Here is a 25,560-nt window from a genome sequence, read left to right on the forward strand (position 1 = left end):
CAGGGACCGCGTCGAATCGGAATCGTGTGGCTCGCCAGCTTGACGCCATCCACCACCGCCACTCACTCTGGCCTCCTTGCCCAAGGAGCCCGCCATGGACCTGTCCACCCTCGCACTGTTCATCCCTGCCTGCTTCGCCCTCAATATGGCCCCGGGGCCGAACAACCTGTTGTCCCTCAACAACGCCAGCCGCTACGGCTTGCGTACCGCCTGTGTTGCCGGCATTGGCCGCTTGTTCGCCTTCGCCGGCATGATCCTGCTCGCTGCCCTGGGGCTGGCGGTGGTACTGCACACCAGTGAATACCTGTTCCTGGCGATCAAGGTGCTGGGTGCGTTCTACCTGTTCTACATCGCCTGGCAGCTCTGGCGCGCGCCGGTGGGTGAGGGCGGGGTGATCGTCGAGCGCAAGGGCGGAGTGCTGAAGCTGGCGCGGCAGGAGTTTTTCGTCGCAGCGGGCAATCCGAAAGCCATCCTTATCTTTACTGCATTCCTGCCCCAGTTCGTGTCGATGAACAGCGCCGTCCCCGTGGGCGAGCAGTTCCTCTGGCTGGGGGTAATGTTCCTGCTACTGGAGTGGTTTGCCATCGCCATCTATGCCTGGCTGGGGGCGTATCTGCAGCGCTGGTTCAACCAGCCGGGGCCGCGGCGGTTATTCAATCGGCTGAGTGCAGGGCTGCTGGGTTGCGCAGGGTTGGGGTTGCTGGCGGCACGGCGGGCATGAGCAAGCACACTTAAAAAGAACCGGCCGAGCCTGGAAGCCCGGCCGGGGAGCGCACTTACCAACTGATGCGCAGGCCGAGGTTGCCGGCGATATCCTCGCGCTGCCGGCCATCGAGGTTGGCGGCGTAGCTGACGCCGGTATACACGCTTACCGCCGGACTCAGCCTGGCACTGACGCCAGCGCCGACATCCATCCAGGTGGCCTGCTGGTCGGTCTTGATGGTGTCGACGTCATCGAAGGTGAGCCGGTCCTCGCCGCTGAAGCTGTGCAGCACATTGGCCCGCGCGTAGGGCTCCAGCGGCACTCCGCCGGTCTCGTAGCGGCCCTTGAGGCGCGCGCCGAGACGACCGGTCCAGTTGGTGTCGCTGTCCTGGCGGATCTCCGAAATGCCGTCGTTCTGCCGGTCCAGCGAGACTTTCTGGCCGACCAACTGCGCCTGGGGCTCCAGCATCCAGTCGTTACCCAGGTGGATGGGGTAGCCGGCTTCCATCGACCATGCCGCGGAATGCCCCTTCAGGTCGATCTGCAGCCCTCGGTCTGAACGGGCGCGGCCGTCCAGATGGGTGTACTGCGCAACCACGTCGACATACCACTGCTGCGGTCCGATCAGGGTCCAGTAGGCGCCGACGCTGTCGCCATCGAGCTTCATATCGCCTGCCGCGTTGTCCTCGAAACCGAGTGCGAAGCCGCGGATATCGCCGGTCAGGCGGGTGTGCGCGACATACAGGCCGACCCGCTGGCCATAGCCACTGTCGTCGTCGCTGCCATACAGGTCGTGGCCGACCTGGAAACCGCGCAGGTTGCCATCCAGGCTCGGCGCGACATCACCGCTCCACTGCTGGCGCAAGTGATCGCCATACATCCGGGCCCACCCCGCGGGTACCGCGCCTTTCTCGGAGAGCAGGCCCTGTTCGCCCTGGCGTTCGTGGAAGGTGCCAAGGGTGCTGCGCCCGACCAGCGCCGCAGCTCGATTGGCGACGGCGTACACCGGCACCTCCTGGCGATACAGGGGGATGCTTTCGCCGGCCACCGGTTCCGGCAGTGGCGGGGTGCCGACGGCAGCGACCGGTGCCGGGACAGGCGGTATCGGCTCGGGTGTGGGGTTTTCCGGCGTCGGTTCGGGCACGACGACGGCGGCTGGCGCAGCCACCACCGAGGAGCGCAGGTACCAGCTTTGCGTGCTGTCGGCAGTCACGCCGCCCTTGAACAGGTAATACTCGTACGCGCCAACCGACAGCCGCTGGCCGAGCTGGAACGCGCTGGCGGTACTGGTTACCCCGCTTGCGGCTTCCACCACCTGGATGCCGTTGGCGCTGGTAAGGGCACCGGCGCCGCCAAGATTGTTGACCAGCAGCGTGGTGGTGCCGCTGATGCTGCCCTGGTTGACCACCAGGCGATCCGACGCCGCGCCGTCACCGCCGAGCACGCTGTTGAGCTTCAGGCGACCGTTGTTGCCGATGTAATTGCCGTTGATGGTCAGGCGTCCGGCGCCATCCCCGCCGCTGCTCAGGTCGATCAGGCCGGCGTTGTCGACCGTGGCGTTCTGCCCGGCGCTGAAGGTGCCGACGATGCCGCTGCTGGAAACCAGGCTGCTGCTGGCGTCGATTGCCAGGGTGCCGACCTTGCTGACCGCATCACCCAGGCTCAGGGTGCTGTTGAGAATGCCCTGCGAGCCATTGCGCAACTGGATGGTTTCCCACAGGAAGTAACGCGGGTCGAGGGTCGCCTTGCTGTTGTCCAGGGTCAGCACATCGTTGCCAAGGTCGCCGTTGAGTTGCGTGAACACGGACAATTGCGTGTCGGTGAGGTTGCTCAGCAGTGCGCTGTCGTCGCCCACACCCATTTGCAGCGAGCCATGGACCAGGCCGCCGTCACGCCACACCAGCCTGTCGTTGCCGCTGCTCAGCAGCACGTTGCCGCCGACATCGCCGCCGCTGATGGTGACGCTGTCGTCGCCGCCGCTGACACTGATGTTCCCGCCAATGGTGCCATTGCCGAGAATGATGGTGTCACGGCCGAAGCCGGTGACGAGGTTGCCGTCGATGGCCCCGCCGGACATGTCGAAGAGGTTGTCGTCCAGCTTCATATCGACCCGGCCGATGCGGCCGCCACTCATCCTGGCGATGTCGCCCGAGTCGAAGCCGCCAATGATACGTCCGCCGCTCATCTCGAAGACATCCAGGCCTTCGCCCTGGTCCAGGGACTGGATCTGTCCGCCGGTCATGATGAAGGTGTCGATGCCGTCACCCATGACCACCGCACCCCCTATGGTCCCGGAATGCATCTCGATGCGATCGTTGCCAATGCCCAGGTTCACGGCCCCGGTGATGTTGCCGCTGCCACCGGCGGGAAGGGTCAGGGTGTTGTTGCCGGTCAGGTCGGTCAGTGAAGCGGCGCTGCCGCTGTCGCAGGTGTAATTGTTGTCGCCGGTATCCGGGCCGAAGGTGCAGGCTGCGTTGGCCTGGCTGGTGGGGAGAATTGCCGAAAGAGCAGTGAGGGTCAGCAACAGAGGTGTACGCATACGTTGTTTCTCCATGGAAGATCAACGGCCAGGTACTGCCTCGATCCAGCGCCCGCTGGACGATGTCATAGCGATACAGGGCATTGCATGTCCGGACAACTGGCAAAAATGCTAGGTCGACGTAAAAAGCCGTACGGCTTATCGGGAAAAGATCTGACGAGGGCCGGACACTTGGCCTAGGATTCACAACGCGCCGCAAGCATGGAGCTGCGGTCCCTCAACTGCCCGGGAGTCATGGACATGCTATCTACGCTGGAACTGCGCGATATCATCGAGAAGAGTTTCCTGCCGGTTCGTTGCCGCTGCACGCTGGCGGCGGATCAATCGCTGACCGTGCAGTTATTCAATCGCGGCTCGCCGCAGCCTGATTTGCAGGTCGCCGGAATCCGCGCGGAACAGCTCGATAGCCGGCGGGCGATCCTCAGCCTGGTCAGCAAGTTGCGTTGCGAGTTGCTGGACAAGCAGCCATTGCGCGATGCCGGCTAGATTATGGGTTGTTCTTGAGGGCCTCATCGCTGGCAAGCCAGCTCCCACAGGGTTCTGAGCTGCCCTTGCCAGCGATGAGGCCCTCAGCAACGACACAAATCATCAATCCCGATAGAACGTCTGCACCAGGTGATAGCCGAACTTGCTCTTGATCGGCCCATGCACCGTGCGCAGCGGTTTCTTGAAGATCACCTGGTCGATCGCCCCGACCATCTGCCCCGGGCGGATTTCGCCCAGGTCTCCACCACGCTTGCCCGAAGGGCAGGTGGAGTATTTCTTCGCCAGTACGTCGAAGGCCTCGCCCTTGGCAATGCGCTGCTTGAGCTGCTCGGCCTCTTCGGCGGTCTTGACCAGGATGTGACGGGCCTGTGCTTTCATGATGCGGGTGCCTCGGGGTTGCGGGTAAAAGCCGGCGATTATGCCTGATCGCGCAGTTCGATGCGGTCGCGAAAATGCTCCAGCGCCTGCGGGTTGGCCAAGGCGTCGGTGTTTTTCACCGGCAGGCCGTGCACCACGTTGCGCACCGCCAGTTCGACGATCTTGCCGCTGATGGTGCGCGGAATGTCCGCTACCTGGACGATTACCGCCGGGACGTGGCGGGCACTGGTGTTGTCGCGGATGACCTTGCGGATCCGCGCTTGCAGGGTGTCGTCCAGGGTCAGGCCGTCGGCCAGGCGCACGAACAGCACCACGCGCACGTCATGCTGCCATTGCTGGCCGATGGCGACGCTGTCGAGCACCTGCTCGATCTTTTCTACCTGGCGGTAGATTTCCGCCGTGCCGATACGCACGCCACCCGGGTTGAGCACCGCATCCGAGCGCCCGTGGATCGCCAGGCCGCCGTCGGCGAATTCTTCGGCATAGTCGCCTTGGCACCAGACACCGGGAAACTGGCTGAAATAGGCGGCCTTGAAGCGCTCGCCAGCCGGGTCGTGCCAGAAACCCAGGGGTATCGCCGGGAAATGCCGGGTACAGACCAGTTCGCCTTTTTCGTCGAGCACCGGCCGGCCCTGGTCGTTCCACACCTCGACAGCCATGCCCAGGCCCTTGCATTGGATCACGCCGCGGCGTACCGGCAGGGTCGGGTTGCCAAGGACGAAGCAGGAGACGATATCGGTGCCGCCGGACATCGAGGCCAGGCACAGGTCGCTTTTCAGCTCGCGGTACACGTAGTCGTAGCTATGCGGTGACAGCGGCGAGCCGGTGGACAGCAACAGGCGCAGGCGCTCCAGGCGGTGGCTGTGCCGTGGCCGCAGGCCGGCCTGCTCCAGTGCTGCCAGGTACTTGGCACTGGTGCCGAAGACACTGATGCCTTCGGCGTCGATCAGGTCCAGCAGGCGTTCGGGGCCGGGATGGAAAGGCGAGCCGTCATAAAGCACCAGCGTCGCGCCCAAGGCCAGGCCGCTGACCAGCCAGTTCCACATCATCCAGCCGCAGGTGGTGTAGTAGAACAGGCAGTCGTCGGCTTGCAGGTCGTTGTGCAGGCCATGTTCCTTGAGGTGTTGCACCAGCACGCCGCCGGCACTGTGGACGATGCACTTGGGCACGCCGGTGGTACCGCTGGAATAAAGGATGTACAGCGGATGATCGAAAGGCAGAGCGACGAAGTCAAGCTCGCCGCCGCGTTGGTAGAAATCGTCCCACAGGCGGGTGCGCGCCCGGGTGACGAACGCGTCGAGGCGGATATCGGTAGCGCTGTAGGGCACTACCAGCAGGTGTTCCAGGCCGGGCAAGGCGGCCAGGACCTCGTTGATCTTGTCTACCTGGGACAGGGGTTTGCCCGCGTATTGATAGCCGGCGCAGACCAGCAGCAGCTTCGGTTCGATCTGGCCGAAACGTTCGACGATGCCCTGGGTGCCGAACTCCGGCGACGAGCTGGACCAGATGGCGCCAAGGCTAGTGGCGGCGAGCATGGCGACCACGGTCTGCCAGGTGTTGGGCATGCAGGCGGCGACTCGGTCGCCAACACCGATACCGGCAGCCTTGAAGGCCTGTTGCAAGCCTGCGACTTCGGCGGCCAGTTCGGCATGGCTCAACGTCACCCGCTGGCCGTCCTCGCGTACCGAGACCAAAGCGATAGCGTCATCGCGGCGGCGCAGCAAATGTTCGGCGAAGTTCAGGGTAGCGCCGGGAAACCAGCGCGCATCCGGCATCCGAGGGCCTTCCTCGAGCACGCTGGCGGGCGGGGTGCGCCAGCGTATCCGGAACTCGTCGGCCAGCGCCTGCCAGAAGGCCGGGCGCTGGTCGATGCTCCATCGATGCAGGTCGGCATAGTCCGCCAGTTCGAGGTTGAAGCGCTGATTGATGGCGTGCCGGAAACCTTCCATCCGGCTGGCCTGAATACGCGCCGCGTCCGGGCGCCAGAGCTCATCGTTCATGCAGGATTGTTCCTGGTGGTCTGTCAATGTCCTGAGTCTAGCCCTTATGGTGCTGCTGATGGCTTCATCGCTGGCAAGCCAGCTCCCACAAGGTTCAGCAGCGCCGCGGACACTGTGGGAGCTGGCTTGGCCAGCGATGAGGCCATCAGCAACCCAACAAATCTACTGCGCCAGCCACCCCCCATCCACGTTCCACGCCGCTCCGCGCACCTGGCTGCCGGCCTCGCTGCACAGGAACAGCACCAGTTCGCCCAGGTGCTCCGGGGTGACGAACGCCAGTGACGGTTGTTTCTCCGCCAGCAAGTCATGCTGTGCCTGCTGCGGGTCGGTGCCTTCGGCGATGCGCGCATCGATCTGCTTCTGCACCAGCGGCGTCAGCACCCAGCCCGGGCAGATGGCGTTGCAGGTTACTCCGCTGGTGGCCGTCTCCAGCCCGACCACCTTGGTCAGGCCGATGACCCCGTGCTTGGCCGCCACATAGGCCGCCTTGCCCACCGAGCCAACCTGGCCATGCACCGAGGCGATATTGATGATCCGCCCCCAGCCACGCTGCTTCATGTCCGGCAGGGCAAGGCGCGTGCAATGGAATACCGCCGACAGGTTCAGGGCGATGATCGCGTCCCAGCGTTCCACGGGAAACGCGTCCACCGGCGCCACGTGCTGGATCCCGGCATTGTTGACGAGAATATCGACCCCGCCGAATTCCTCCTGTGCATGAGCGAACAAGGCCTCGAGCTGGGCTACGTCACCCAGGTCGGCGGGGTGATGGGCAACCTTGCCGCCAAAGCGGCCGATGTCGGCCAGGGCCGCCGCCGGGTCGCCAAAGCCGTTGAGCAGGATATCGGCGCCGGCCTGCGCCAGGACCCGGGCGATGCCCAGGCCGATGCCGCTGGTGGAGCCGGTGATCAGTGCGGTTTTTCCGGAAAGCTTCATACAGGTCGGTTCCTCAAACGATGCCGGTGGCATAGAAGGTGGCGATCACGACGAATACCGCCAGGGTCTTGATCAGGGTAATGCCGAAAATGTCCTTGTAGGCCTCGCGGTGGGTCAGGCCGGTGACCGCCAGCAGGGTGATCACCGCGCCGTTGTGCGGCAGGGTGTCCATGCCGCCGCTGGCCATGGCGGCCACGCGATGCAGGACCTCCAGCGGGATATTCGCCGCGTGTGCCGCGCTGATGAAGGTCTCGGACATGGCCGCCAGGGCGATGCTCATGCCGCCCGATGCGGAGCCTGTGATGCCCGCCAGCAGGGTGACGGTGATCGCTTCGTTGACCAGCGGGTTGGGGATGGCGCGCAGCGCGTCGGCCAGTACCAGGAAGCCGGGAAGCGACGCGATCACTGCGCCGAAACCGTATTCCGAAGCGGTGTTCATCGCCGCCAGCAAGGCACCGCCGACGGCGGCCTTGGTGCCGTCGGCCAGGCGGGTCTTGATGGCCTTGAAGCCACTGACCAGCACCAGCAGGATGCCCAGCAGCAACGCCGCTTCCACGGCCCAGATGGCGGTGAGCTTGGCGATATCGGTTTGTACCGGTGCGGTCATGCCCGGCAGCTGCAGGGTGTGGCTTTTCCCGTACCACTCGGGAATCCAGTGGGTGAACAGCAGGTTCATGATGCCTACCAGCAGCAGCGGCGACAGGGCCAGCAGCGGATTGGGCAGCTTCAGGTCGTCGGCGGTTTCCGGCTCGTTGCGCAACTCGGTGCCGTAGCCTTCGCCGGCGCGCAGGGCCTTGTTGCGCTGGCGTTGCAGGTAGAGCATGCCGGCGCAGAAGACGAACAGGGTGCCGATCACGCCCAGCCAGGGCGCGGCCCAGGCGGTGGTGTTGAAGAAGGTGCTGGGGATGATGTTCTGGATCTGCGGGGTGCCGGGCAGGGCGTCCATGGTGAACGAGAACGCGCCAAGGGCGATGGTTGCGGGAATCAGGCGCTTGGGGATATTGCTCTGACGGAACATCTCGGCGGCGAACGGGTAAACCGCGAATACCACGACGAACAGCGACACGCCGCCGTAGGTCAGCAGGGCGCAGACCAGCACGATCACCAGCATCGCCTGGCGGGTGCCGAGCAGGCGGATGGCGGCGGCGACGATGGAGCGGGAAAAGCCCGACAGCTCGATAAGCTTGCCGAATACCGCGCCGAGCAGGAACACCGGGAAATAGAGCTTGATGAAGCCGACCATCTTTTCCATGAACACCCCGGTAAAGGCGGGCGCCACGGCGGACGGATCGGTCAGCAGTACCGCACCGAGGGCGGCGATGGGGGCAAACAGAATGACGCTGTAACCGCGGTAGGCAGCCAGCATCAGCAGCGCCAGGGCTGCCAGGGCGATGATTACACTCATCGAGTGTCTCCTTGGTGAATCTTGTTTTTGTTGGAAACAAGGAGATAGCAGGGACTGTGCCAGGTGTTTAACTGGCTGATTTACAAGGGAAAAATCTGTTTATTTGTATTGTTTGGTTGATTTTGTCTCTGAAGTAAGACTGGGAAGGGTCCTGCGTACCCTGTGGGAGCGGGTTCACCCGCGATTGCTATGGTGAATTCACCGAGCTGATCGCGGGTAAACCCGCTCCCACAGGGTACTCGGCGCTGTCTCTTTGAAGAGATCAAGATCTCCCTATTGAGACTGAATCCCCAAAGCCACCAGCTTCTTGTACAAGGTCGAGCGCCCCAAGCCCAGCTGCCGCGCCGCTTCCGGTACATTGCCGGCACAGCGCTGCAGTGCATCGCGCAACAGTTGCCGCTCGAACGCCGCGCAAGCCTCGCGATACCCAGGCACCGGCGTCGTCTCCTCGACCGCCCGAGGCATCAAGGTCCCCAACGCCCCGCGAATGTCCTCGACCTCCAACCGCGCCCGGTCCGCCAGCAAGGTCGCCCGTTCCAGCACATTCCGCAGCTCGCGGATATTCCCCGGCCAGGCATGCCGGCCCAGCAGGGCCAGCGCCTTGTCCTCCAGCTCGTGCCGGCTACCGAGGTCTTCCAGGATCGCCTCGGTCAGCGCCGGCAGGTCTTCGATCCGCTCGCGCAGCGCCGGCACCTCGATAGGCAGCACGTTCAGCCGGTAATACAGGTCGGCGCGGAATTCGCCGCGCGCCATGGCCGCCTGCAGGTCCCGGGAGGTGGCGGCGATGACCCGCACATCGCTCTGCAGCATCTGGTTCGACCCCACGGGCTCGTACTCCTTTTCCTGCAGCACCCGCAGCAGCTTGCTTTGCAAGGGCAGGGGCATGTCGCCGATCTCGTCGAGGAACAGCGTGCCGCCCTCGGCCAGTTGCAGCTTGCCGGCGCGGCCCTTGCGCTCGGCGCCGGTAAAGGCACCCGGTGCGGTACCGAAGAACTCGGCTTCGAGCAGGGTTTCCGGGATCGCTGCGCTGTTGATGCTGACGAATGCCTTGTGTGCCCGCGGCGAGGCCGCGTGGATGGCGTGGGCGAGCAGTTCCTTGCCGGTGCCGGTCTCGCCCAGCAGCAGGACCGGCGAATCGCTGCTCGCCGCACGTCGCGCCCGGCGCTTGACCTCGAGGCTGGCGGCACTGGTACCGATGAACTGGGCGAAGCTGTACTTGGCCTGGCGCGCCTTGAGCAACGAGCGGGTCGAGGCCAGTTCCTGCTGCATGCTGGCGTAGCGCTTGAGCAGCGGCGACAGGCTGCGCAGTTCGTCGAACAAGGCAAAGCCGATGGCGCCGATCACTTCGCCACCTGCGTCCTGGATCGGCAAGCGCATCACCACCAGGGGCTCCTTCGGCGTGTCGAGCATGTCCAGCAGGATAGGCCGCCCCTGGCTCACCACCTCGCGCATCAGGCTGCCGGGAATGACCTGTTCGCAAGGCTGGCCGATCGCGGCACTGGCGTCGGCCAGGCCGAAACGCCGGGCATAGCGCTCGTTCATCCAGACGATCCGGGCATCGCGATCGACGATCACCGTGCCTTCGCTGGATTGCTCGATGATCTCGAACAGCGATTTGATCGCCAGGCGGCGCACCCGCTGGTAGTCCTTGAGGCTTTCGTCGTGCATGGTCGTTCCGTGAATAGGGCTCAGGCTCGTGGGTCGAAGGCTTCGCGCAGAGCGTCGCCGACGAACACCAGCAGGGTCAGGATCAGGGCCAGGGCGAAGAATGCGGTGAAGCCCAGCCAGGGCGCCTGCAGGTTCTGCTTGCCCTGGTTGACCAGCTCACCCAGCGAGGCACTGCCGGCAGGCATGCCGAAGCCGAGGAAGTCCAGGGCGGTCAGGGTCGAGATGGCGCCCGTGAGGATAAACGGCAGGTAGGTGAGGGTGGCGTTCATCGCGTTGGGCAGGATATGCCGGATGATCACCAGGCGGTCCGGCAGGCCCATGGCACGGGCAGCCTGGACGTACTCGAGGTTGCGCCCGCGCAGGAACTCGGCGCGCACCACGTCCACCAGTGCCAGCCAGGAAAACAGCGCCATGATTCCCAGCAGCCACCAGAAATCCGGCTCGACGAAGCCGCTGAGGATGATCAGCAGGTAGAGCACCGGCAAGCCGGACCAGACCTCCAGCAGGCGCTGCCCGAGCAGATCGACCCAACCGCCGTGGTAGCCCTGCAGTGCCCCGGCGGTCACGCCGATCAGCGTGGAGATCAGGGTCAGGGCCACGGCGAACAGGATCGACACGCGCGTGCCGTAGATCACCCGGGCCAGCACGTCCCGCGCCTGGTCGTCGGTGCCGAGCCAGTTGCTGGCCGAAGGCGGGCTCGGCGCCGGTACCTGCAGGTCGTAGTTCGGCGTATCGGCGCTGAACGGGATCGGCGGGAACAGCATCCAGCCGCCGTTGCCCTCGATCAGCTGGCGCACGTACTGGCTGCGATAGTCCGGCTGGAAGGGCAACTGGCCGCCGAACTGCTGCTCGGTGTAGCGCTTGAACGCCGGGAAATACAGGCTGCCTTCGTACTTGAGCAGCAGTGGCTTGTCATTGGCGATCAACTCGGCCCCCAGGCTCAGGGTGAGCAGGGCGGCGAACGCCCAGAGCGAGAACCAGCCGCGGCGATTCTTGCGAAAACGTTGCCAGCGACGCTGGGCGATGGGCGACAGGCAGATCATCAGTGCGCCCTCGTGGCGAAGTCGATGCGCGGATCGACCAGGGTGTAGCAGAGGTCGCCGACCAGACGGATCAGCAAACCGAACAGGGTAAAGATGAACAGGGTGCCGAACACCACCGGATAGTCGCGGCTCACCGCCGCGTCATAGCTCATGCGTCCCAGGCCGTCGAGGGAAAAGATCACCTCGATCATCAGCGAGCCGGCAAAGAACACGGTAATCAGCGCCTGTGGCAGCCCGGCCACCACCAGCAGGATGGCGTTGCGGAACACATGGCCGTAGAGCACCCGGCGTTCGGTGAGGCCCTTGGCCTTGGCGGTGATCACGTACTGGCGGGTGATCTCGTTGAGGAAGGCATTCTTGGTCAGCAGGGTCAGGGTGGCGAAACCGCCGATCACCAGGGCACCCACCGGCAGCACCAGGTGCCAGAAATAGTCGGCGACCTTGCCCACCAGGCTCAGTTCGGCGAAGTTCTCCGAAACCAGCCCGCGCACCGGGAACCAGTTCAGCGAGGTGCCACCGGCGAACAGCACGATCAGCAGCAGGGCGAAAAGGAAGGCGGGCAGGGCATAGCCGATCACGATCAGGCTGCTGCTCCAGGCATCGAATGCGCTGCCATGGCGCACGGCCTTGCGGATACCGAGGGGGATCGATACCAGGTAGGTGATCAGGGTCGCCCAGAAGCCAAGGGACAGGGTCACCGGCATCTTGTCGAGGATCAGGTCGGTGACCTTGGCTCCCCGGAAGAAGCTGTTGCCAAAGTCCAGCCGGGCGTAGCTGCAAAGCATCAACCACAAGCGTTCCGGCGCCGACTTGTCGAAGCCGTACTGCTTCTTGATGGTTTCCAGCAAGGCCGGGTCAAGGCCGCGGCTGGCGCGTGAGTCCAGTTGCACCGAGGCGCCGCCCGGTGCGCCGGCGCCAATGCCCTGCAGCCGCGCCACGGCCTGCTCCACCGGCCCGCCAGGAGCGGCCTGGACGATGACGAAGTTGACCAGCAGGATCACCAGCAGCGTCGGGATGACCAGCAGCAGGCGCCGCAGGATATACGCGGTCATGGCTGGCCTCCCGTGCGCTGCGCCATCTGCTCGTTGGTCAGCGCGGTCGGGCTGACTTCCCACCAGGTGTCCAGCGCCGGGTCATTGGCCGCGGCGACCTTCGGCAGGCCGAAGCGGTTCCACCATACGCTGGAGGTACCCGGCGGGTAATAGTTGGGGATCCAGTAGTAGTTCCATTGCAGCACCCGGTCCAGCGCGTGGGCATGGCGCTGCATGCCGGCCTGGGTGTCGGCACGTACCAGGCCGTCGATCAGGTGGTCCACCACCGGGCTCTGCAGGACCATGAAGTTGTTGGAGCCCGGGTCCTTGGCCGCAGCAGAGCCGAAATAGCTGTATAGCTCCAGCCCCGGCGAGGGGCTGACCGGATAGCCGGTGACGATCATGTCGTAGTCCCGCGCCATCAGGCGGTTGACGTACTGCGCCGAATCCACGCGGCGGATCTGCATGTCGATGCCGATCTGCGCCAGGGTGCGCTTCCAGGGCAGCAGCAGGCGCTCCATGCCGTTCTGGCCGTTGAGAAAGGTAAAGCTCAGCGGCTCGCCAGCGGCATTCACCAGGCGATCGCCGTCCGGGTGCCAACCGGCCTCGCCCAGCAGCGCCAGGGCCTGCAGTTGCTTGTCGCGGATGATCCCCGAACCGTCGGTACGCGGTGCCTCGAAGACGCGGGTGAACACCTCGTCGGGAACCTGCCCGCGCAGCGGTTCGAGGATCTTCAGTTCCTCGGCATCCGGCAACTCGCGGGCGGCCAGCGGGCTGTTGGCGAAGTAGCTTTGCTGGCGGATGTACAGGTCGCGCATCATCCGCCGGTTGCTCCATTCGAAGTCCCAGAGCAGGGCGATGGCCTGGCGTACGCGGCGGTCCTGGAACATCGGGCGTTGCAGGTTGAACACATAGCCCTGGGCGTTCTGCGGCGCTTCCCTGGCCAGGTGGGCGCGTTGCAGGCGTCCATCGTCCAGGGCCGGCCCGGCGTAGCCGATGGTGTAGCCGGTGGCGGAAAACTCGCGGTTGTAGTCGTAGCCACCACCGCGCAGGACTTGCCGCGCCACGTCGGTATCGCCGAAGTATTCGATGCGCAACTGGTCGAAGTTGTAGCGCCCGCGGTTGACCGGCAGGTCCTTGCCCCACCAGTCGCGGTCGCGCTCGAAGGTGATGCTGCGGCCATTGTCGATCCGCCCGACCTTGTACGGGCCGCTTCCCAGCGGTGCCTCGAAGCCGCCGCCGTTGGCGAAATCGCGACCGCGCCACCAGTGTTCCGGCAGCACCGGCAGCGACGCGAGGTCCAGGGGCAGGGTGCGGTTCTGGCTGGTCTTGAAGTCGAAGCGCACCTGGGTCGGCGACTCGACCACCACATCGGCGACATCGGCGAACTGGGTGCGGTATTTCAGGTTGCCTTCGCGCAGCAGCAGGTCGTAGGTGAAGCGCACGTCTTCGGCACGGATGGGCTTGCCATCGGCGAAACGGGCCTTCGGATCAAGGTAGAAGCGCAGCCACAGGCCATCGTCGGCCCGCTCCATGCGCCGGGCGACCAGGCCGTAGACGGTGTAGGGCTCGTCCAGCGAGCGGACGGCCAGGGGCGAGTACAGCCAGCCGTCGATTTCGCTGACGCCGATGCCCTTGTCGATATACGGCAGGATATGGTCGAACTGGCCGATCTCGATGGCCGAGCGGCGCAGGCTGCCGCCCTTCGGAGCGTCCGGGTTGGTGTACTGGAAATGGCTGAAGTGCTGCGGATAGCGCGGCGCCTCGCCGTAGACGGTAAGGGCGTGGGTGGGGGCGGCCTGGGCGTTGAACCCCAGAAGGGCTGCGAGGCAGCCCCCCAAGGCCAGGATGGCCTTGCCAATCAAGACCGATCAGTCCTGGCGGCTGGTCACTTCCAGCAGGTGGTAGCCGAACTGGGTTTTCACCGGACCCTGCACCACGTTGATCGGGGCGCTGAACACCACGGTATCGAATTCCTTGACCATCTGGCCCGGACCGAAGGAGCCCAGGTCGCCGCCCTGGCGGCTGGACGGGCAGGTGGAGTTGGCTTTGGCGACTTCGGCGAAGTCCGCGCCGGCTTCGATCTGTGCCTTAAGTTCGTTGCACTTGTCTTCGCTGCTGACGAGGATGTGGCGGGCAGTGGCTCGGGCCATGGGGAAGTACTCCTGTTGGGAAAAGCCAGAGCCTACCGGAATTGCTGTGCGAATTCTCCTGCAAATCTGCAAGCCCTTAGGTCTACCGCTGCTCATCCAGCAACTCGAACAACCGCCAGGCCAGTTTCACCCGCTCCCCGTTCGGATAATTGCGGTTGGCCAGCAACACTACTCCGCGTTGCTGCTCCGGCACGAACGCCACATAGGCGCCAAAACCGTTGGTGGCCCCGGTCTTGTTCACCCAGGCTTTCGACTGTGGTGCCAACGGTGGATTGATCGCGTTTACGGGGCTGCCGGCCAGCGCATAGCGGTTGTCATTGCCATCGAGCAAGGTCTGCAACGCGAGGGGGTAATCGTAGTGTTCCCAGATCAGGTCCTGGGTCATCGCGCCGCGTTTGTAGTAGCCGCGGCGGGTGTCGTCCAGCGCCTGCTTCAGCGGCGCGGCCAGTTGCACCCGGCCAAGATGGGCCTCGACGTAGCGCAGCATGTCGCGGCTGCTGCTTTTGACGCCGTAGGCTTCGTCGGCCAGCACCCCTGGGTTGACCCGCACGGGAGCGTCATTCTTGTCATATCCGCGGGCATAGAGCGCCTGCTGACTGGCCGGGACCTGCACGTAGGTGTGTTCGAGGCCGAGCTCCGGCAGCAGTTGCTCCTGCATGGCGCTGACGAACGAGGTGCCCAGTTGCCGTGCGGTGATCACCCCGAGCATGCCGATCCCCGGGTTGGCATAGGCACGCCAGCCATCCGCTGCATGCTCGGGTTGCCAGTGCCTGAGCCAGTCTAACAACTGCGCCTGGTTGGAGATTCCCTCCGGTAGTTGCAGGGGCATGCCGCCGTTGCTGTGGGTGGCCAGGTTGATCAGGCTCAGCCTGCCGAATGCAGTGCCCGCCAGCTCCGGCAGGTATTCGGCGGCGCTGGCGTGCAGCGACAGGCGCTTGTCGATCTGCGCCCGGGCGGCGAGGGTGGCGGTGAAGGTCTTGCTGATCGAGCCCAGCTCGAACAGGGTGTCGCGGCTGACCGCTTGCCCCGTGGCCTTGTCGGCCACGCCGAACTCGTAGAAGTACTGTTTTCCATGGTCGCTGATGGCGATCGCCAGGCCGGCGACGCCGTTGTCGCGCATGACGCGTTCGGCGGCACTGCGCACCTGGCTGTCGAAGGCAGGGTCTGCCACGGCAAGCAGCGGGCAGGTACATAGCAGGAGGAGGGTGGGGAAGCGCATTGACGAAGGGTCCACGGCGGAAAAACCGCCACCCTAGCAGAACCCGCTAGGGAACTCCGACCCGGGGAAATGAATCCTAGACTGGGTAATACCTGACAATTCCGTTCAGGTAGACCGGAGGACTTCGTCATGCGGCGTATTTTGCTCGTATCTTCATTGTTGCTTTGCCTGCCTGTTGGTTCGGCGCTGGCCCGCGTGGACGCAGGTGATGTCGCCACCTCGGCCGGCGTCTCGGCCTCGCTGTATTCCACCTTCAAGGACGACAAGCGCATCATCCCGGCCCGGGACGAGGCGTCCAGCTTCGTGGCCAGCGGTGGCGCGATCCGCGGCGCCTACCTGGAAGCCGTGTTGCAGCGTGTACGCCAGGAAAACCCTGGCCTGCAGGCCAGCGATGAAGAGCTGGCGCAGGCGATCCTGGTCAGCGACCGCTTCGAAAGCGAGCGCTGACAGGGCCGGTGCAGGCCACGGCTGGACGTTGTCGCGGGGCTGGGCTTCACTGATAGCCTCGTCCGGATAAACCACAAGGATAGCGTCCATGAGCAACAATGCCGTGCGCCTGCACCGTGTCTTCAAGGCCCCCGTCGAGCGGGTCTACCGTGCTTTCCTCGATGCCGACGCCATGGCCAAGTGGCTACCGCCCCATGGCTTCACCTGCAAGGTCGATCATCTCGATGCGCGGGTCGGCGGCACCTACAAAATGTCGTTCAGCAATTTTTCCAGCGGCCAGCGCCACGCCTTCGGCGGCGAATACCAGGAATTGCTGGTGAACGAACGCATCCGCTATACCGATCGCTTCGACGATCCCGGCCTGCCGGGGGAAATCACCGTCACCATCACCTTCAACAGCGTCTCGTGCGGCACCGAGGTGACTATCGTCCAGGCAGGCTTGCCTGATCTCATCCCCCTGGAAAGCTGCTACCTGGGCTGGCAGGAATCTCTGAACCAGTTGGCCAATCTGGTCGAGCCGGAAATTCCGGGTTGATGAAAGCGGCCCGAAAAACAGGGTCGCGTTAATATTTTGTTACTGTTTTAATGAGTGGATCCAATTAGCAGTGGATTGCCAGTCATGTCCGATGCCTGCCCGGCCGCTGTTTCAGGCCAGACCCAAACCGCTTCCCCGCGCCGCCGCGCCCTGCTGGCGGCGTGCGGTGCCCATGCCGTCAACGATGGCCTGACCGACCTGATCTATGTCCTGCTGCCGATCTGGCAAACCCAGTTCGGGCTCAGCTACGCGCAGATCGGCCTGATGCGCGGCGCGTACTCCGCAACCATGGCCGGCTTTCAATTACTCGCCAGTCGCGCAGCCAGGCGCTTCGGACGGCGGGCCTTGCTTATCGGCGGCACTGCGCTGGCGGGCGTGGCCTATCTGCTGGCCGGCCAGGCTGGCGGGCTGGCAGCCTTGCTGGCGGCGCTGGTGCTGGGTGGCCTGGGTGCCAGCACCCAGCATCCGCTGGCCTCTTCGCTGGTTACCGATACCCATGCGCCGGGGCGCCAGGTGAAGCAGGCGCTATCGCATTACAACTTCGCCGGTGATATCGGCAAGACCCTGGTTCCGGCATTGGTCGGTGTGTCGCTGACAGTGATGAGCTGGCGCCTCAGCGTGACCCTGGCCGGCGTGCTGGGCCTGTTGGCTGCGCTGGGCATGTACCTGCTGATACCCCGTCATATCGACCCGTCCGCCACCACTGCCGGCAAGGCCGGGATCGGGGAGGGCAAGGGCTCGCCGGGCGGCCTTCGCGCCCTGCTGGCGACCGGGTTTCTCGACAGTGCGGTGCGCATGGGCTTCCTCACCTTCCTGCCATTCCTGCTCAGCGACAAGGGTGCCGGTACCGCCGGTATCGGCCTGGCCCTGACGCTGCTGTTTATCGGCGGCGCTTTCGGCAAGTTGATTTGCGGCTACCTGGGTGCACGGGTCGGGCTGTTGAAAACCGTGTGGTTCAGCGAGTCGTTGACCGCTGCACTGATCGTCGCTGCGGTGTACCTGCCGTTGAATGCCTTGATGATCCTGCTGCCGCTGCTGGGGTTGGTCCTGAACGGCACCTCGTCGGTGCTCTACGGTGTGGTTCCGGAACTGGCTGCGCCGGGGCAGCGCGAGCAGGCCTTTGCCCTGTTCTATACCGGGACCATCGGTGGCGGGGCACTGGCGCCCATCGTTTTCGGGCGCCTGGGTGATCTTGGCGGGATGCCGCTGGCCTTGATGGTACTGGCGGCGACCCTGATGTTGACCTTGCCGCTGACCTGGTTCGTGGACCGCGGCCTGGAGGCGTGAAGCTCAGCCTTGCGGCAGCTCGGCAAGGGCCTTGCCCAGGGCCTCGGCATCGCTGAACGAACGCTTCGACACCAGCTTGCCGTCTTCCAGTTGCAGCCATTGCACCTGGCCCGCAGGCACTGCGTACTGCGGAACCACCTGGCCTTCGCGATCGAGCACCACGCGGTAACTGTAGTCGCGCATCTTCGGTATGGCGAAAAGCTTGCCGATCAGCGCTGGCATGCCCTGGATATCGGCGACGAACACCGTGTGGCGCGCTTCCAGCCAGCCCTTGGGCCGGTCGGCCAGCGCGGCCTTGACCAGCTTCGCGCCGTCCATGTCGCTGGCGGCCAGCAACACCCGGGTGCTGGCGTCGAGGGTGAACGCCTGGTCATGCTGGTCGTTCAGGGTGAAGGGCGCAAGGCGCTCGCCGACTTGCGCGGCGTTGGCCATGAGGGGCAAAAGGCCCAGAAGCAGTACGCAGGCAGCTTTCAAAGGTCGATTCCTTGTTGTAGTGACGGGAAAATCGCTGCGCCAGCATAGCAAGCGCTTCTCATTCAGGCCTGCGTCATGCTGCCGCCCCGGGCCAGTTCGCCGGGAGACAAGCCGAACAGCCTGGCGAATGCCGCACTGAATGCCGACAGCGATTCATAGCCGCAGGCCAGCGCCACGTCGGTAACCCGTTCGCCGCGCTCCAGTGCCGGCAGGGCGCTGACCAGGCGCATGCGCTGGCGCCAGGTCCGGAAGGTCATCCCGGTTTCCTTGAGAAACAGTCGGCTGAAGGTCTTTTCGCTGACGCCGGCCTTGCGGCTGGCCTCGCCCAGCCGGATATCCGCCCAAGGCCGTGCCGTGGCCTGGCGGCACAGGGCGCGCAAGCGCGGGTCGCGGGGCTGGGGCAGGACCAGGTCAAGCTGTTCGGCCAGGCACAGGCGGTCCAGCAGGACCTGCGCCAGGCGTCCATCGGCGGCCTCCTGGTCGTACTCGACCGGCAACTCGCTGAATGCGCGGATCAGCTCGCGCAGCAACGGATCGACGGCAATCACCCGGCACTCCAGGCCCGGCCACGGCGACTGCGCAGCATCGATATAGAGGCTGCGGATACAGGCATCGGCCGTGCTTTCGACCCGATGCATCGAACCGGGCGGAATCCACACCGCGCGGTGCGGCGGCACCACCAGCCGGGCGTTATCGGTATGCACCTGCAATACGCCGTGCAGGGCATGGGAAAGCTGGCCCCAGGCATGCCGATGCCGGTAGTCCAGGGCGATGTTCGGCAAGCTGTCGCGCTGCCCGTAGAGCGGGCGGGGCAGGCTGGCGAGCTCATCCAAGTGCATGATTTTGTCCATTCGACGACATTACCGGGTTTCTGGCGTTAGCCGGAACGTGGCGAACACCCTATCGTCTTGCGCACCTCACAACAACCCGTGGAAAACACCCGATGAAACACCTGCGGTTGCTCTTCGACAACTTCACCCTGGCCTTGCTCGCAGTGATCGCCATCGCTACCTGGCTGCCGGCCTCCGGTAACGCAGCGGCAGTCTTCGAAACCCTGACCCATCTGGCTATCGGCCTGCTGTTCTTCCTGCACGGCGCCAAGCTCTCGCGCGAGGCGGTGCTCGCCGGGGCGGGACATTGGCGCCTGCACCTGCTGGTGTTCGCCTGCACCTTCGTCATGTTCCCGTTGTTCGGGCTGTTGTTGAAGCCGCTGATCCTGCCGTTGGTGGGCGATGCCCTGTACCTCGGCGTGCTGTATCTGTGCGCATTGCCGGCCACGGTGCAGTCGGCGATCGCCTTTACTTCGCTGGCCCGGGGCAACGTGCCGGCGGCGATTTGCAGTGCGGCGGGCTCGAGCCTGCTGGGCATCGTGCTGACGCCCCTGCTGGTGATGCTGCTGATGGGCGTGGAGGGCGATAGCGGCTCTAACCTGCAGGCGGTGTGGGCGATCATCCTGCAACTGCTGGTGCCCTTCGTTGCAGGGCAACTGGCCCGTCCGTGGCTCGGTGCCTGGGTGGCGCGCAATAGCGGCTGGCTGAAGTCGGTGGACCAGGGTTCGATCTTGCTGGTGGTCTATACCGCGTTCAGCGATGCGGTGGTCAGCGGGCTGTGGCGATCGGTGCCGCCCTCGAAGCTGCTTGGCCTGGCCCTGGTCTGCTGCCTGCTGCTCGCCCTGGTGCTGTGGTCTACCCGCAGCCTGGGGCGCTGGCTCGGGTTCAGCCTGGAAGACCGCATCACCCTCCTGTTTGCCGGCTCGAAGAAAAGCATGGCCACCGGCGTACCGATGGCGCAGCTGCTGTTCGCCGGTGGCGCAGTGGGGACGCTGATCCTGCCGCTGATGCTGTTCCACCAGATCCAGCTGATGGTGTGCGCGGTACTGGCGCAGCGCTATGCGGTGCGGGAGTGACACTCAGAGTTCGAGGATCACTTCGTCATACAGCGCGTCCGCTGCCAGCCTGTGGGTGTCATGCAGGTCGGAGTCCTTGGCCAGTTCGTTGAGCAGCGGCACCCGCGGCACTTCGGTGTTGGCGCCTGCGCTTTTGCCGCCGTATTGGCCGGGCAGGGTGGACAGCACGCTGGTCAGGCGCCCGGCAGTTTGCGCTTCACCTTTCTTGCTGAAGCCGTTCCACAGCGTCTTCGGCGTAGCATTGAGGCTGCCATGGTGGCCGACCTTGTACAGGTCGACCGACTTCAGCAGTTCAGCGATCTCCGGCTGGTTGAGGGCATAGCGCCAGTTCTCGATCTGCGCGTCGCCGGGAAACAGCAGTTTCTTGCCGCCGGCCTCGAACAGCAGGATCAGGCTGGTGTTGTTCATCGCCTTGTCCAGCGCGGTGACGATGGACAACCACTGCGCACCCCTGGCCTCACGCACCCTTCCGGCAATCCAGCGGGCACTCTGCGGCAACTTGCTACCGCGTATCCCGGGGGCGTCGGGGAAGGGCGAGGCCGCGCTGCCAGCGCTGCTCTTGCGGGCGAACAGCAAGGGTGCGCGCAGCCAGTACTCCGGATCGGTGCGTCGTTCCCGGCGGACCTCGGCGCTTTGCTCCACGGTGGGCGGGCCGAGCACCCGCGTGCGAATTCCCGGCAACACATCGCTCAGCGGGTCGTCGCTGCCGAAATGGGCGTAGACCGCCCGGGCACCCGGGCGGGTGCCCATGGCGATCAGGTTGTTCACCGCGCCCTTGTTGGCGATGTTGTTCTCGCCAAGAAAGCCCAGGCGCCGGTTAAGCTCCGGCGCCAGTCCCTTGGGCCCGGTATCCAGCCGCGCTTTCAACCGGCGCGCCACCTCGTTCATCCCGGCCAGGGCCTGGGCATGGCCTGCGGCCAGCGGGGCAGTGGCGTTTTCGGCCAGGTCCGGCTGTTCCGTCCAGGGTTGCAGCACCACATCGGGGTTCAACCGGGCAATGATGCTGCCGGGGCCGTTGCCCTTCTTGAGTGGGTCGAACCCGCTGATATGGTCGGCATGCCGGTGCGTGGCGACCAGGGCGTCGAGCTTGCCGGCGCACTTGTCCGCGATGTCGTTGGCGATACGCAGCATTTGCGTGGCCTTGTCGACACCGGCGGGCATGCCGACGGTGCCGAAGTCGATCAACAGATGGCGGCGAGTGTCGTCCGGGTAGACGAAGCGCAGCAGGAAGCAGTCGCCGAAACCGACCTGGTAGGCGAACAGGTGCAGGCGGATCGGGCTCATGGACGGGTCTCCGAGGGCACTTGCATGGCCCGGGCGCGGTGGATACGGGTGAGGTCGGCGGCGGAGCCGGGCTCCACGGCATCGCTGCCGGGGCCGTACAGCCACTCCAGGCGACGTACCTGCCAGCGGGCGTCGGTCAGCGGACGCTGGATGCAGTACTTGATCCGCCCGTACTGGTCGAAGATCAAGGTGCCGGCGCCATACACGGTGAATGGCGTGGTGGATTTCAGCCACTCGGGACGCGGCTCCTTGAACACCGAGGTGAACTCGGCGCCGAACAGGTTGATCCGGCTGGTGAACTCGCAAACGGTCTCGCGCAGGATGAAGCCGTCCGGTCCGAAACGCAGGCTGGGGCGCACCGAGACCACTTCGGTGTAGGCGCGCTCGTCGATCTGCAGTACTTCGCGGTTTTCCCAGAGAAACCGAAACACTTCCTCGGAATCGCGCAGCATCGAGTCGAAATGGCTGTTCTGATAGCGCACCTTGTCGTTGTCGGCGAACGTCAGCCAGCAGCCATCCGGGTCGGTGCGTCCGGCAGGGGGCTGGATGCCATAGGCGGCGAAGGTGTCGCGGATGATCTGTCGGTAGCTGAAACGCGAATCGTCCGGTGCCACTTGCGTATCGACCGTCAGCAGCGCGGCGAGGTAGTCGCCGAACTCCAGGTCCAGTGGCGGTGAATAGTCGAGGGCGCGGATGGCGATGGTCAGCAACTGGTCCGCGGCCTTGGCGCCCTCATCGATGACCGCGTCGAGGTTATACAGGTTGTCGCCGAAGGTGCCGAGGTCCTGGCAGCGCGCCACCCACAGTTCCAGCATGCAGCGCAGCATGGCGGCGGAAAAGATTTCGCCGCGGGCGTGAGGCTCGTCGTACTCGGCACTCTCCAGCCAGGCGGTGGAAGGACGTAGTTGCACCGAGCGGCGCAGCGGGTTGGCGCGCAGGCCGCTAACGGCCTGGCCGAACTGTTCGCCAAGGCCGAACAGCAGGGTATCGGCCAGCGCATCGATCTGCAGCGAAGCGCCGTCGACCAGGCGGACACTGCCCTGGCGCTGGATCGGCAGGCCGCGGTGGCAGGTCAGGGCGAACTCGACCACCTCGCGCAGGGAGAACACCGAAAGCAGCGCGATCACATCGGCGAAGCCCTCATGGAAAGCCGCCTGGTCCGGGCCCGAGGCACGCATGAAGCCGGCGCGCAGGCCGTCGAGAATGGCGTGGGTGGTCTCGTGGGCGACGATGTCGTGGGACAGGCAGGTGAACACCCAGTCCTGCTGGTCATCCTGGAAGTAACCGAAGAGCAGGGCGCGGTCTTCACGGGAATAGAAGGCGTTGGCCTCGACGAAGGCATGGGGCACCACATGCAATTGATGGCCGTCGAAGCCCCAGGCTACACGTCGCCCCAGGGCCAGTTCGAAGCGCGCCAAGGTGCGCATGATCACCGCATAGACCTGCTGGCAATGGAAATCCGGGCGTCCGAGCAGGCTGGCATCCGGCGGATCGAAGGGATCGATCGCCTTGTCGTCCGGTGCCTGTTGGTAGTGATGCGGCAGGTACAGGCGATTGGCGTCGGCATCGAAATCGACCACCTTGACCCGGTAGCCGGTGGGGCCGTCGGCCAGCCGTTCCAGGGGCACGGAAACCCGGGCGAACAGCGGCTGCCCGGGCGCGCGTTGCACCGCCGGGTCCTGGGCGAGGATGGTAAAGGTCTGGGTATTAGCTTTCACGGCCATGTGTGGTTATCCCGGGCAGTCCCTTGTGGTCGCGCCATCAGCCCCTGGCGAAGGCGCGCAGGGTTTCGCCGTCCATGCGGTAGCGTACCCATTCGTCCTGGGGCTCGGCGCCGATGGATTTGTAGAAGTCGATGGCGGGTTGGTTCCAGTCCAGCACGCTCCACTCGAAGCGGCCGCAGTCATTGTCGCAGGCCAGTCGCGCCAGGTGCCGCAGGAGCAATTTGCCTGCGCCCGTGCCACGGGCTTCCGGCGTGACGTAGAGGTCTTCCAGGTACAGGCCGTTTTGCCCCAGCCAGGTCGAGTAGCTGAAGAAATACACCGCGAAGCCGATCGCCTGGCCGTCGCGTTCGCAGATCAGCGCCCTGGCGCTGCTGTCGGCGGCGAACAGGCTGCGCTGGATGTGCTCGACGGTGGCGACCACCTCATGGCGGGCACGTTCGTAGTCGGCAAGTTCGGTGATGAAGGCGAGGATCTGGGCAGCGTCTTCGGGGCGGGCAGGGCGGATGTTCAGAGGCATGGAGAAGTCCCGTAGGAAAAGGGTGGCGACATCGTAGTCCAGAACAACCGCGTTGTAGAGGCTGCCCGCAGCCCGGAAGTCCATGCAGGCGCTTAACACTGTGGTGTACCTGATTAATTCTCCCTGGCTGTACCGGTCTGCGTTCGCCCGTGCACTGTAGGGTGGATCCCACAACAACCAGGATCGACCGCCATGCTGCTCACCTCCCTGAACCTGCTGTCAGCCTTCGTGCTGTTCGCTTTCGTTTCGTCCATCACACCCGGCCCGAACAACACCATGCTGATGGCTTCCGGGGTGAACTTCGGCGTGCGTCGCAGCGTCCCGCATGCGCTGGGTGTGAGCATCGGTTTCATGGTCATGGTGATGGCGGTGGGGTTGGGCCTGGGCGAAGTGTTCAAGGTCTATCCGGTGATCTATACGGTGCTGCGCTATGTCGGGGCGGCCTACTTGCTGTACCTGGCCTGGAAGATCGCCACGTCCGGTCCGATGTCGGCGGCCTCGCCGCAAAGCCGCAAGCCCCTGGGCTTCTTCGGTGCGGCCGCGTTCCAGTGGGTCAACCCCAAGGCCTGGGTGATGGCGGTCGGCGCGATCACCACCTATACGCCGGCCCAGGGTTACCTGGTCAATGTCATCGTCATCGCCCTGGTGTTCTGCCTGGTCAACCTGCCGTCGGTGTGTGTCTGGGTCATGTTCGGCAGCGCCTTGCGGCGGTTCTTGCAGGATCCCCGCCGGCTTCGGCTGTTTAACCTGCTGATGGCGACACTGCTGGTGCTTTCGCTGTATCCGCTGGTGTTTGTAGAATCGGGTTTTTCCTGAATCCCGCTGCGAGCCCCGATGGAACTGATCCCCTGGGCGCATGATTGCGCCGAACGCTTCACCCTGCGCGGCTGGCGTTCGCCGGCCAGCGGCAAGCCGCTGCTGCATTTCATCCATGGCAACGGCTTCTGCTGCCTGGCCTACCAGCCACTGCTGGAGTTGCTGGCGGTGCATTTCGACCTGTGGCTGAGCGACGTGCAGGGCCATGGCGACAGCGATCACGGCGGGCCCTTCGTGGGCTGGAACCGCAGTGCCGAACTGGCGCTGGAAGCCTTCGATGCCGGTCGCGGGGAGTATGGGGACGTGCCTTGTTTCGCCGTTGGCCATAGCTTTGGCGGGGTGCTGACCGGGCTCATGCTGGAACTGCAACCGCGGCTGTTCCAGCGTGCCGTGCTGCTCGATCCGGTGGTGTTCAGCCGCTCGATGATCGGCGTGATGGGGGTGGCCAGCTGGTTCGGCATGCATCGTCGCCATGGCCTGGCACGCAAGGCCGCGACCCGCCGCAGCTATTGGCCCGATCGCCAGGCGGCGCATGATTCGCTGCAAGGCCGCGGTATCTTCAAGGGCTGGAGCGAAGCGGCTTTGCAGGCGTATGTCACCCATGCCATCGGCGAGTGCGGTGCGGGCGTGGTGCTGCGCTGTCGACCGAGCCGCGAAGTGGAAATCTTCAGTTCCTTTCCGAAACGCATGTGGGCGTCGCTGTCTCGTGTGCAGACCCCGACCCTGGTGCTGCATGGCGAGCAGACCTACCCCTTCGTCCCGCTGTCCCTGGCGCGCTGGGCCCGCCTTAACCCGAACGTGGTGCCGCAAAAGGTCGCTGGCGGGCACTGCTTCATGCAGGAGGACCCTCACGAAAGCGCCCACCGCGTCGAAGCCTGGCTGTTGCAGGCCGCTGCGGAGCCGCAGTTCAAAACGGCCTGATCGTTCCATCAGTAGAACAGTGAAGGCGCTTTTTGCCCTCTACCGCCGCTTTGTTTGCATGGGTATGGTGTTTTCCATGCAACGAGGAGGT

24 protein-coding genes are annotated in these 25,560 nt (G+C 64.8%); 8 read left to right on the forward strand and 16 right to left on the reverse strand.

Annotation, left to right across the window (positions count from 1 at the left end):
• Positions 1 to 94 precede the first annotated feature (94 nt).
• Positions 95 to 721 (forward strand): LysE family translocator, encoded by a 627-nt coding sequence (locus ACKLLE_RS00540; protein ID WP_064304629.1) that lies wholly within the window; start codon positions 95 to 97, stop codon positions 719 to 721.
• A 55-nt stretch (positions 722 to 776) separates the two neighbouring features.
• Here the strand turns inward: ACKLLE_RS00540 and ACKLLE_RS00545 are convergent, their stop codons facing one another.
• On the reverse strand, positions 777 to 3,242 hold the full coding sequence (locus tag ACKLLE_RS00545; RefSeq protein WP_420056387.1) for an autotransporter family protein: 2,466 nt from the start codon (positions 3,240 to 3,242) through the stop codon (positions 777 to 779).
• Positions 3,243 to 3,482: 240 nt separating this feature from the next.
• Here ACKLLE_RS00545 and ACKLLE_RS00550 point away from each other — a divergent pair, with 240 nt between their 5' ends.
• On the forward strand, positions 3,483 to 3,728 hold the full coding sequence (locus ACKLLE_RS00550) for a DUF1652 domain-containing protein (RefSeq protein WP_420056388.1): 246 nt from the start codon (positions 3,483 to 3,485) through the stop codon (positions 3,726 to 3,728).
• 102 nt (positions 3,729 to 3,830) lie between these two features.
• On the opposite strand, the gene ACKLLE_RS00555 is transcribed toward ACKLLE_RS00550, so the two are convergent.
• The 10 genes from ACKLLE_RS00555 to ampC all read right to left on the reverse strand — a co-directional run bounded on the left by ACKLLE_RS00555 (position 3,831) and on the right by ampC (position 15,558).
• Entirely contained in the window at positions 3,831 to 4,106 is a 276-nt protein-coding gene (locus ACKLLE_RS00555) for a peptidylprolyl isomerase (RefSeq protein WP_064304626.1), read from the reverse strand.
• A gap of 38 nt (positions 4,107 to 4,144) precedes the next feature.
• Positions 4,145 to 6,106: an acetoacetate--CoA ligase gene (locus tag ACKLLE_RS00560; RefSeq protein WP_420056389.1), complete on the reverse strand. Its 1,962-nt coding sequence runs from the start codon at positions 6,104 to 6,106 to the stop codon at positions 4,145 to 4,147.
• Positions 6,107 to 6,268: 162 nt separating this feature from the next.
• Entirely contained in the window at positions 6,269 to 7,039 is a 771-nt protein-coding gene (gene hbdH, locus ACKLLE_RS00565; protein ID WP_420056390.1) for a 3-hydroxybutyrate dehydrogenase, read from the reverse strand.
• A gap of 13 nt (positions 7,040 to 7,052) precedes the next feature.
• Positions 7,053 to 8,444 carry a GntP family permease gene (locus ACKLLE_RS00570; protein WP_420056392.1) on the reverse strand — a complete coding sequence of 464 codons (1,392 nt, stop codon included), beginning with the start codon at positions 8,442 to 8,444 and terminating at the stop codon, positions 7,053 to 7,055.
• Positions 8,445 to 8,717: 273 nt separating this feature from the next.
• Entirely contained in the window at positions 8,718 to 10,112 is a 1,395-nt protein-coding gene (locus tag ACKLLE_RS00575; RefSeq protein ID WP_420056393.1) for a sigma-54 interaction domain-containing protein, read from the reverse strand.
• Between the two features lie 20 nt (positions 10,113 to 10,132).
• Positions 10,133 to 11,155 (reverse strand): ABC transporter permease, encoded by a 1,023-nt coding sequence (locus ACKLLE_RS00580; RefSeq protein ID WP_420056394.1) that lies wholly within the window; start codon positions 11,153 to 11,155, stop codon positions 10,133 to 10,135.
• Positions 11,155 to 12,207, reverse strand: a complete 1,053-nt coding sequence (locus ACKLLE_RS00585; RefSeq protein ID WP_064304620.1) for a microcin C ABC transporter permease YejB — start codon at positions 12,205 to 12,207, stop codon at positions 11,155 to 11,157. The genes ACKLLE_RS00580 and ACKLLE_RS00585 overlap by 1 nt, the downstream gene beginning before the upstream one ends.
• Complete coding sequence (locus ACKLLE_RS00590) at positions 12,204 to 14,003, reverse strand: extracellular solute-binding protein (protein WP_420056670.1); 1,800 nt, start codon at positions 14,001 to 14,003, stop codon at positions 12,204 to 12,206. Before ACKLLE_RS00590 ends, ACKLLE_RS00585 begins: the two co-directional genes overlap by 4 nt.
• Before the next feature lie 54 nt (positions 14,004 to 14,057).
• The gene (locus tag ACKLLE_RS00595) at positions 14,058 to 14,339 is read right to left on the reverse strand and encodes a peptidylprolyl isomerase (protein WP_064304619.1); all 282 of its coding nucleotides are present in this window, start codon (positions 14,337 to 14,339) and stop codon (positions 14,058 to 14,060) included.
• 82 nt (positions 14,340 to 14,421) lie between these two features.
• Positions 14,422 to 15,558: a class C beta-lactamase gene (ampC, locus tag ACKLLE_RS00600; RefSeq protein ID WP_420056395.1), complete on the reverse strand. Its 1,137-nt coding sequence runs from the start codon at positions 15,556 to 15,558 to the stop codon at positions 14,422 to 14,424.
• 129 nt (positions 15,559 to 15,687) lie between these two features.
• Here ampC and ACKLLE_RS00605 point away from each other — a divergent pair, with 129 nt between their 5' ends.
• The 3 genes from ACKLLE_RS00605 (at position 15,688) to ACKLLE_RS00615 (ending at position 17,827) form a co-directional block, all read left to right on the forward strand.
• Positions 15,688 to 16,005, forward strand: coding sequence for a DUF2388 domain-containing protein (locus ACKLLE_RS00605; RefSeq protein WP_009396993.1), 318 nt, complete (start codon positions 15,688 to 15,690; stop codon positions 16,003 to 16,005).
• An 88-nt stretch (positions 16,006 to 16,093) separates the two neighbouring features.
• Positions 16,094 to 16,540: an SRPBCC family protein gene (locus tag ACKLLE_RS00610; RefSeq protein WP_420056397.1), complete on the forward strand. Its 447-nt coding sequence runs from the start codon at positions 16,094 to 16,096 to the stop codon at positions 16,538 to 16,540.
• A gap of 84 nt (positions 16,541 to 16,624) precedes the next feature.
• The gene (locus ACKLLE_RS00615) at positions 16,625 to 17,827 is read left to right on the forward strand and encodes an MFS transporter (protein ID WP_420056399.1); all 1,203 of its coding nucleotides are present in this window, start codon (positions 16,625 to 16,627) and stop codon (positions 17,825 to 17,827) included.
• Between the two features lie 3 nt (positions 17,828 to 17,830).
• Here ACKLLE_RS00615 and ACKLLE_RS00620 read toward each other — a convergent pair whose 3' ends face one another.
• Together ACKLLE_RS00620 and ACKLLE_RS00625 are read right to left on the reverse strand one after the other, a co-directional pair.
• Entirely contained in the window at positions 17,831 to 18,301 is a 471-nt protein-coding gene (locus tag ACKLLE_RS00620; protein WP_420056400.1) for an FAD/FMN-containing dehydrogenase, read from the reverse strand.
• A gap of 62 nt (positions 18,302 to 18,363) precedes the next feature.
• A complete protein-coding gene (locus ACKLLE_RS00625) occupies positions 18,364 to 19,140 on the reverse strand; it encodes an AraC family transcriptional regulator (RefSeq protein ID WP_420056402.1) in 777 nt (258 codons plus the stop codon).
• A 104-nt stretch (positions 19,141 to 19,244) separates the two neighbouring features.
• On the opposite strand from ACKLLE_RS00625, the gene ACKLLE_RS00630 reads away from it, so the two are divergent.
• Positions 19,245 to 20,207 carry a bile acid:sodium symporter family protein gene (locus ACKLLE_RS00630; RefSeq protein WP_279897565.1) on the forward strand — a complete coding sequence of 321 codons (963 nt, stop codon included), beginning with the start codon at positions 19,245 to 19,247 and terminating at the stop codon, positions 20,205 to 20,207.
• A gap of 3 nt (positions 20,208 to 20,210) precedes the next feature.
• On the opposite strand, the gene ACKLLE_RS00635 is transcribed toward ACKLLE_RS00630, so the two are convergent.
• From ACKLLE_RS00635 to ACKLLE_RS00645, 3 genes are read right to left on the reverse strand one after another with little or no spacing between them, the layout of a single operon-like run.
• Positions 20,211 to 21,491 (reverse strand): ComEC/Rec2 family competence protein, encoded by a 1,281-nt coding sequence (locus ACKLLE_RS00635; protein ID WP_420056404.1) that lies wholly within the window; start codon positions 21,489 to 21,491, stop codon positions 20,211 to 20,213.
• The gene (locus tag ACKLLE_RS00640) at positions 21,488 to 23,215 is read right to left on the reverse strand and encodes a gluzincin family metallopeptidase (RefSeq protein WP_420056405.1); all 1,728 of its coding nucleotides are present in this window, start codon (positions 23,213 to 23,215) and stop codon (positions 21,488 to 21,490) included. The genes ACKLLE_RS00635 and ACKLLE_RS00640 overlap by 4 nt, the downstream gene beginning before the upstream one ends.
• Positions 23,216 to 23,252: 37 nt before the next feature.
• Positions 23,253 to 23,732 (reverse strand): GNAT family N-acetyltransferase, encoded by a 480-nt coding sequence (locus tag ACKLLE_RS00645; protein WP_279897562.1) that lies wholly within the window; start codon positions 23,730 to 23,732, stop codon positions 23,253 to 23,255.
• Between the two features lie 192 nt (positions 23,733 to 23,924).
• Here ACKLLE_RS00645 and ACKLLE_RS00650 point away from each other — a divergent pair, with 192 nt between their 5' ends.
• Together ACKLLE_RS00650 and ACKLLE_RS00655 are read left to right on the forward strand one after the other, a co-directional pair.
• On the forward strand, positions 23,925 to 24,548 hold the full coding sequence (locus tag ACKLLE_RS00650; protein ID WP_009397010.1) for a LysE family translocator: 624 nt from the start codon (positions 23,925 to 23,927) through the stop codon (positions 24,546 to 24,548).
• Between the two features lie 18 nt (positions 24,549 to 24,566).
• Positions 24,567 to 25,469: an alpha/beta fold hydrolase gene (locus ACKLLE_RS00655; protein WP_420056407.1), complete on the forward strand. Its 903-nt coding sequence runs from the start codon at positions 24,567 to 24,569 to the stop codon at positions 25,467 to 25,469.
• Positions 25,470 to 25,560 lie beyond the last annotated feature (91 nt).

This window comes from Pseudomonas bharatica (assembly GCF_048586865.1).
GTDB classification, from domain to species: Bacteria; Pseudomonadota; Gammaproteobacteria; order Pseudomonadales; family Pseudomonadaceae; genus Aquipseudomonas; species Aquipseudomonas bharatica.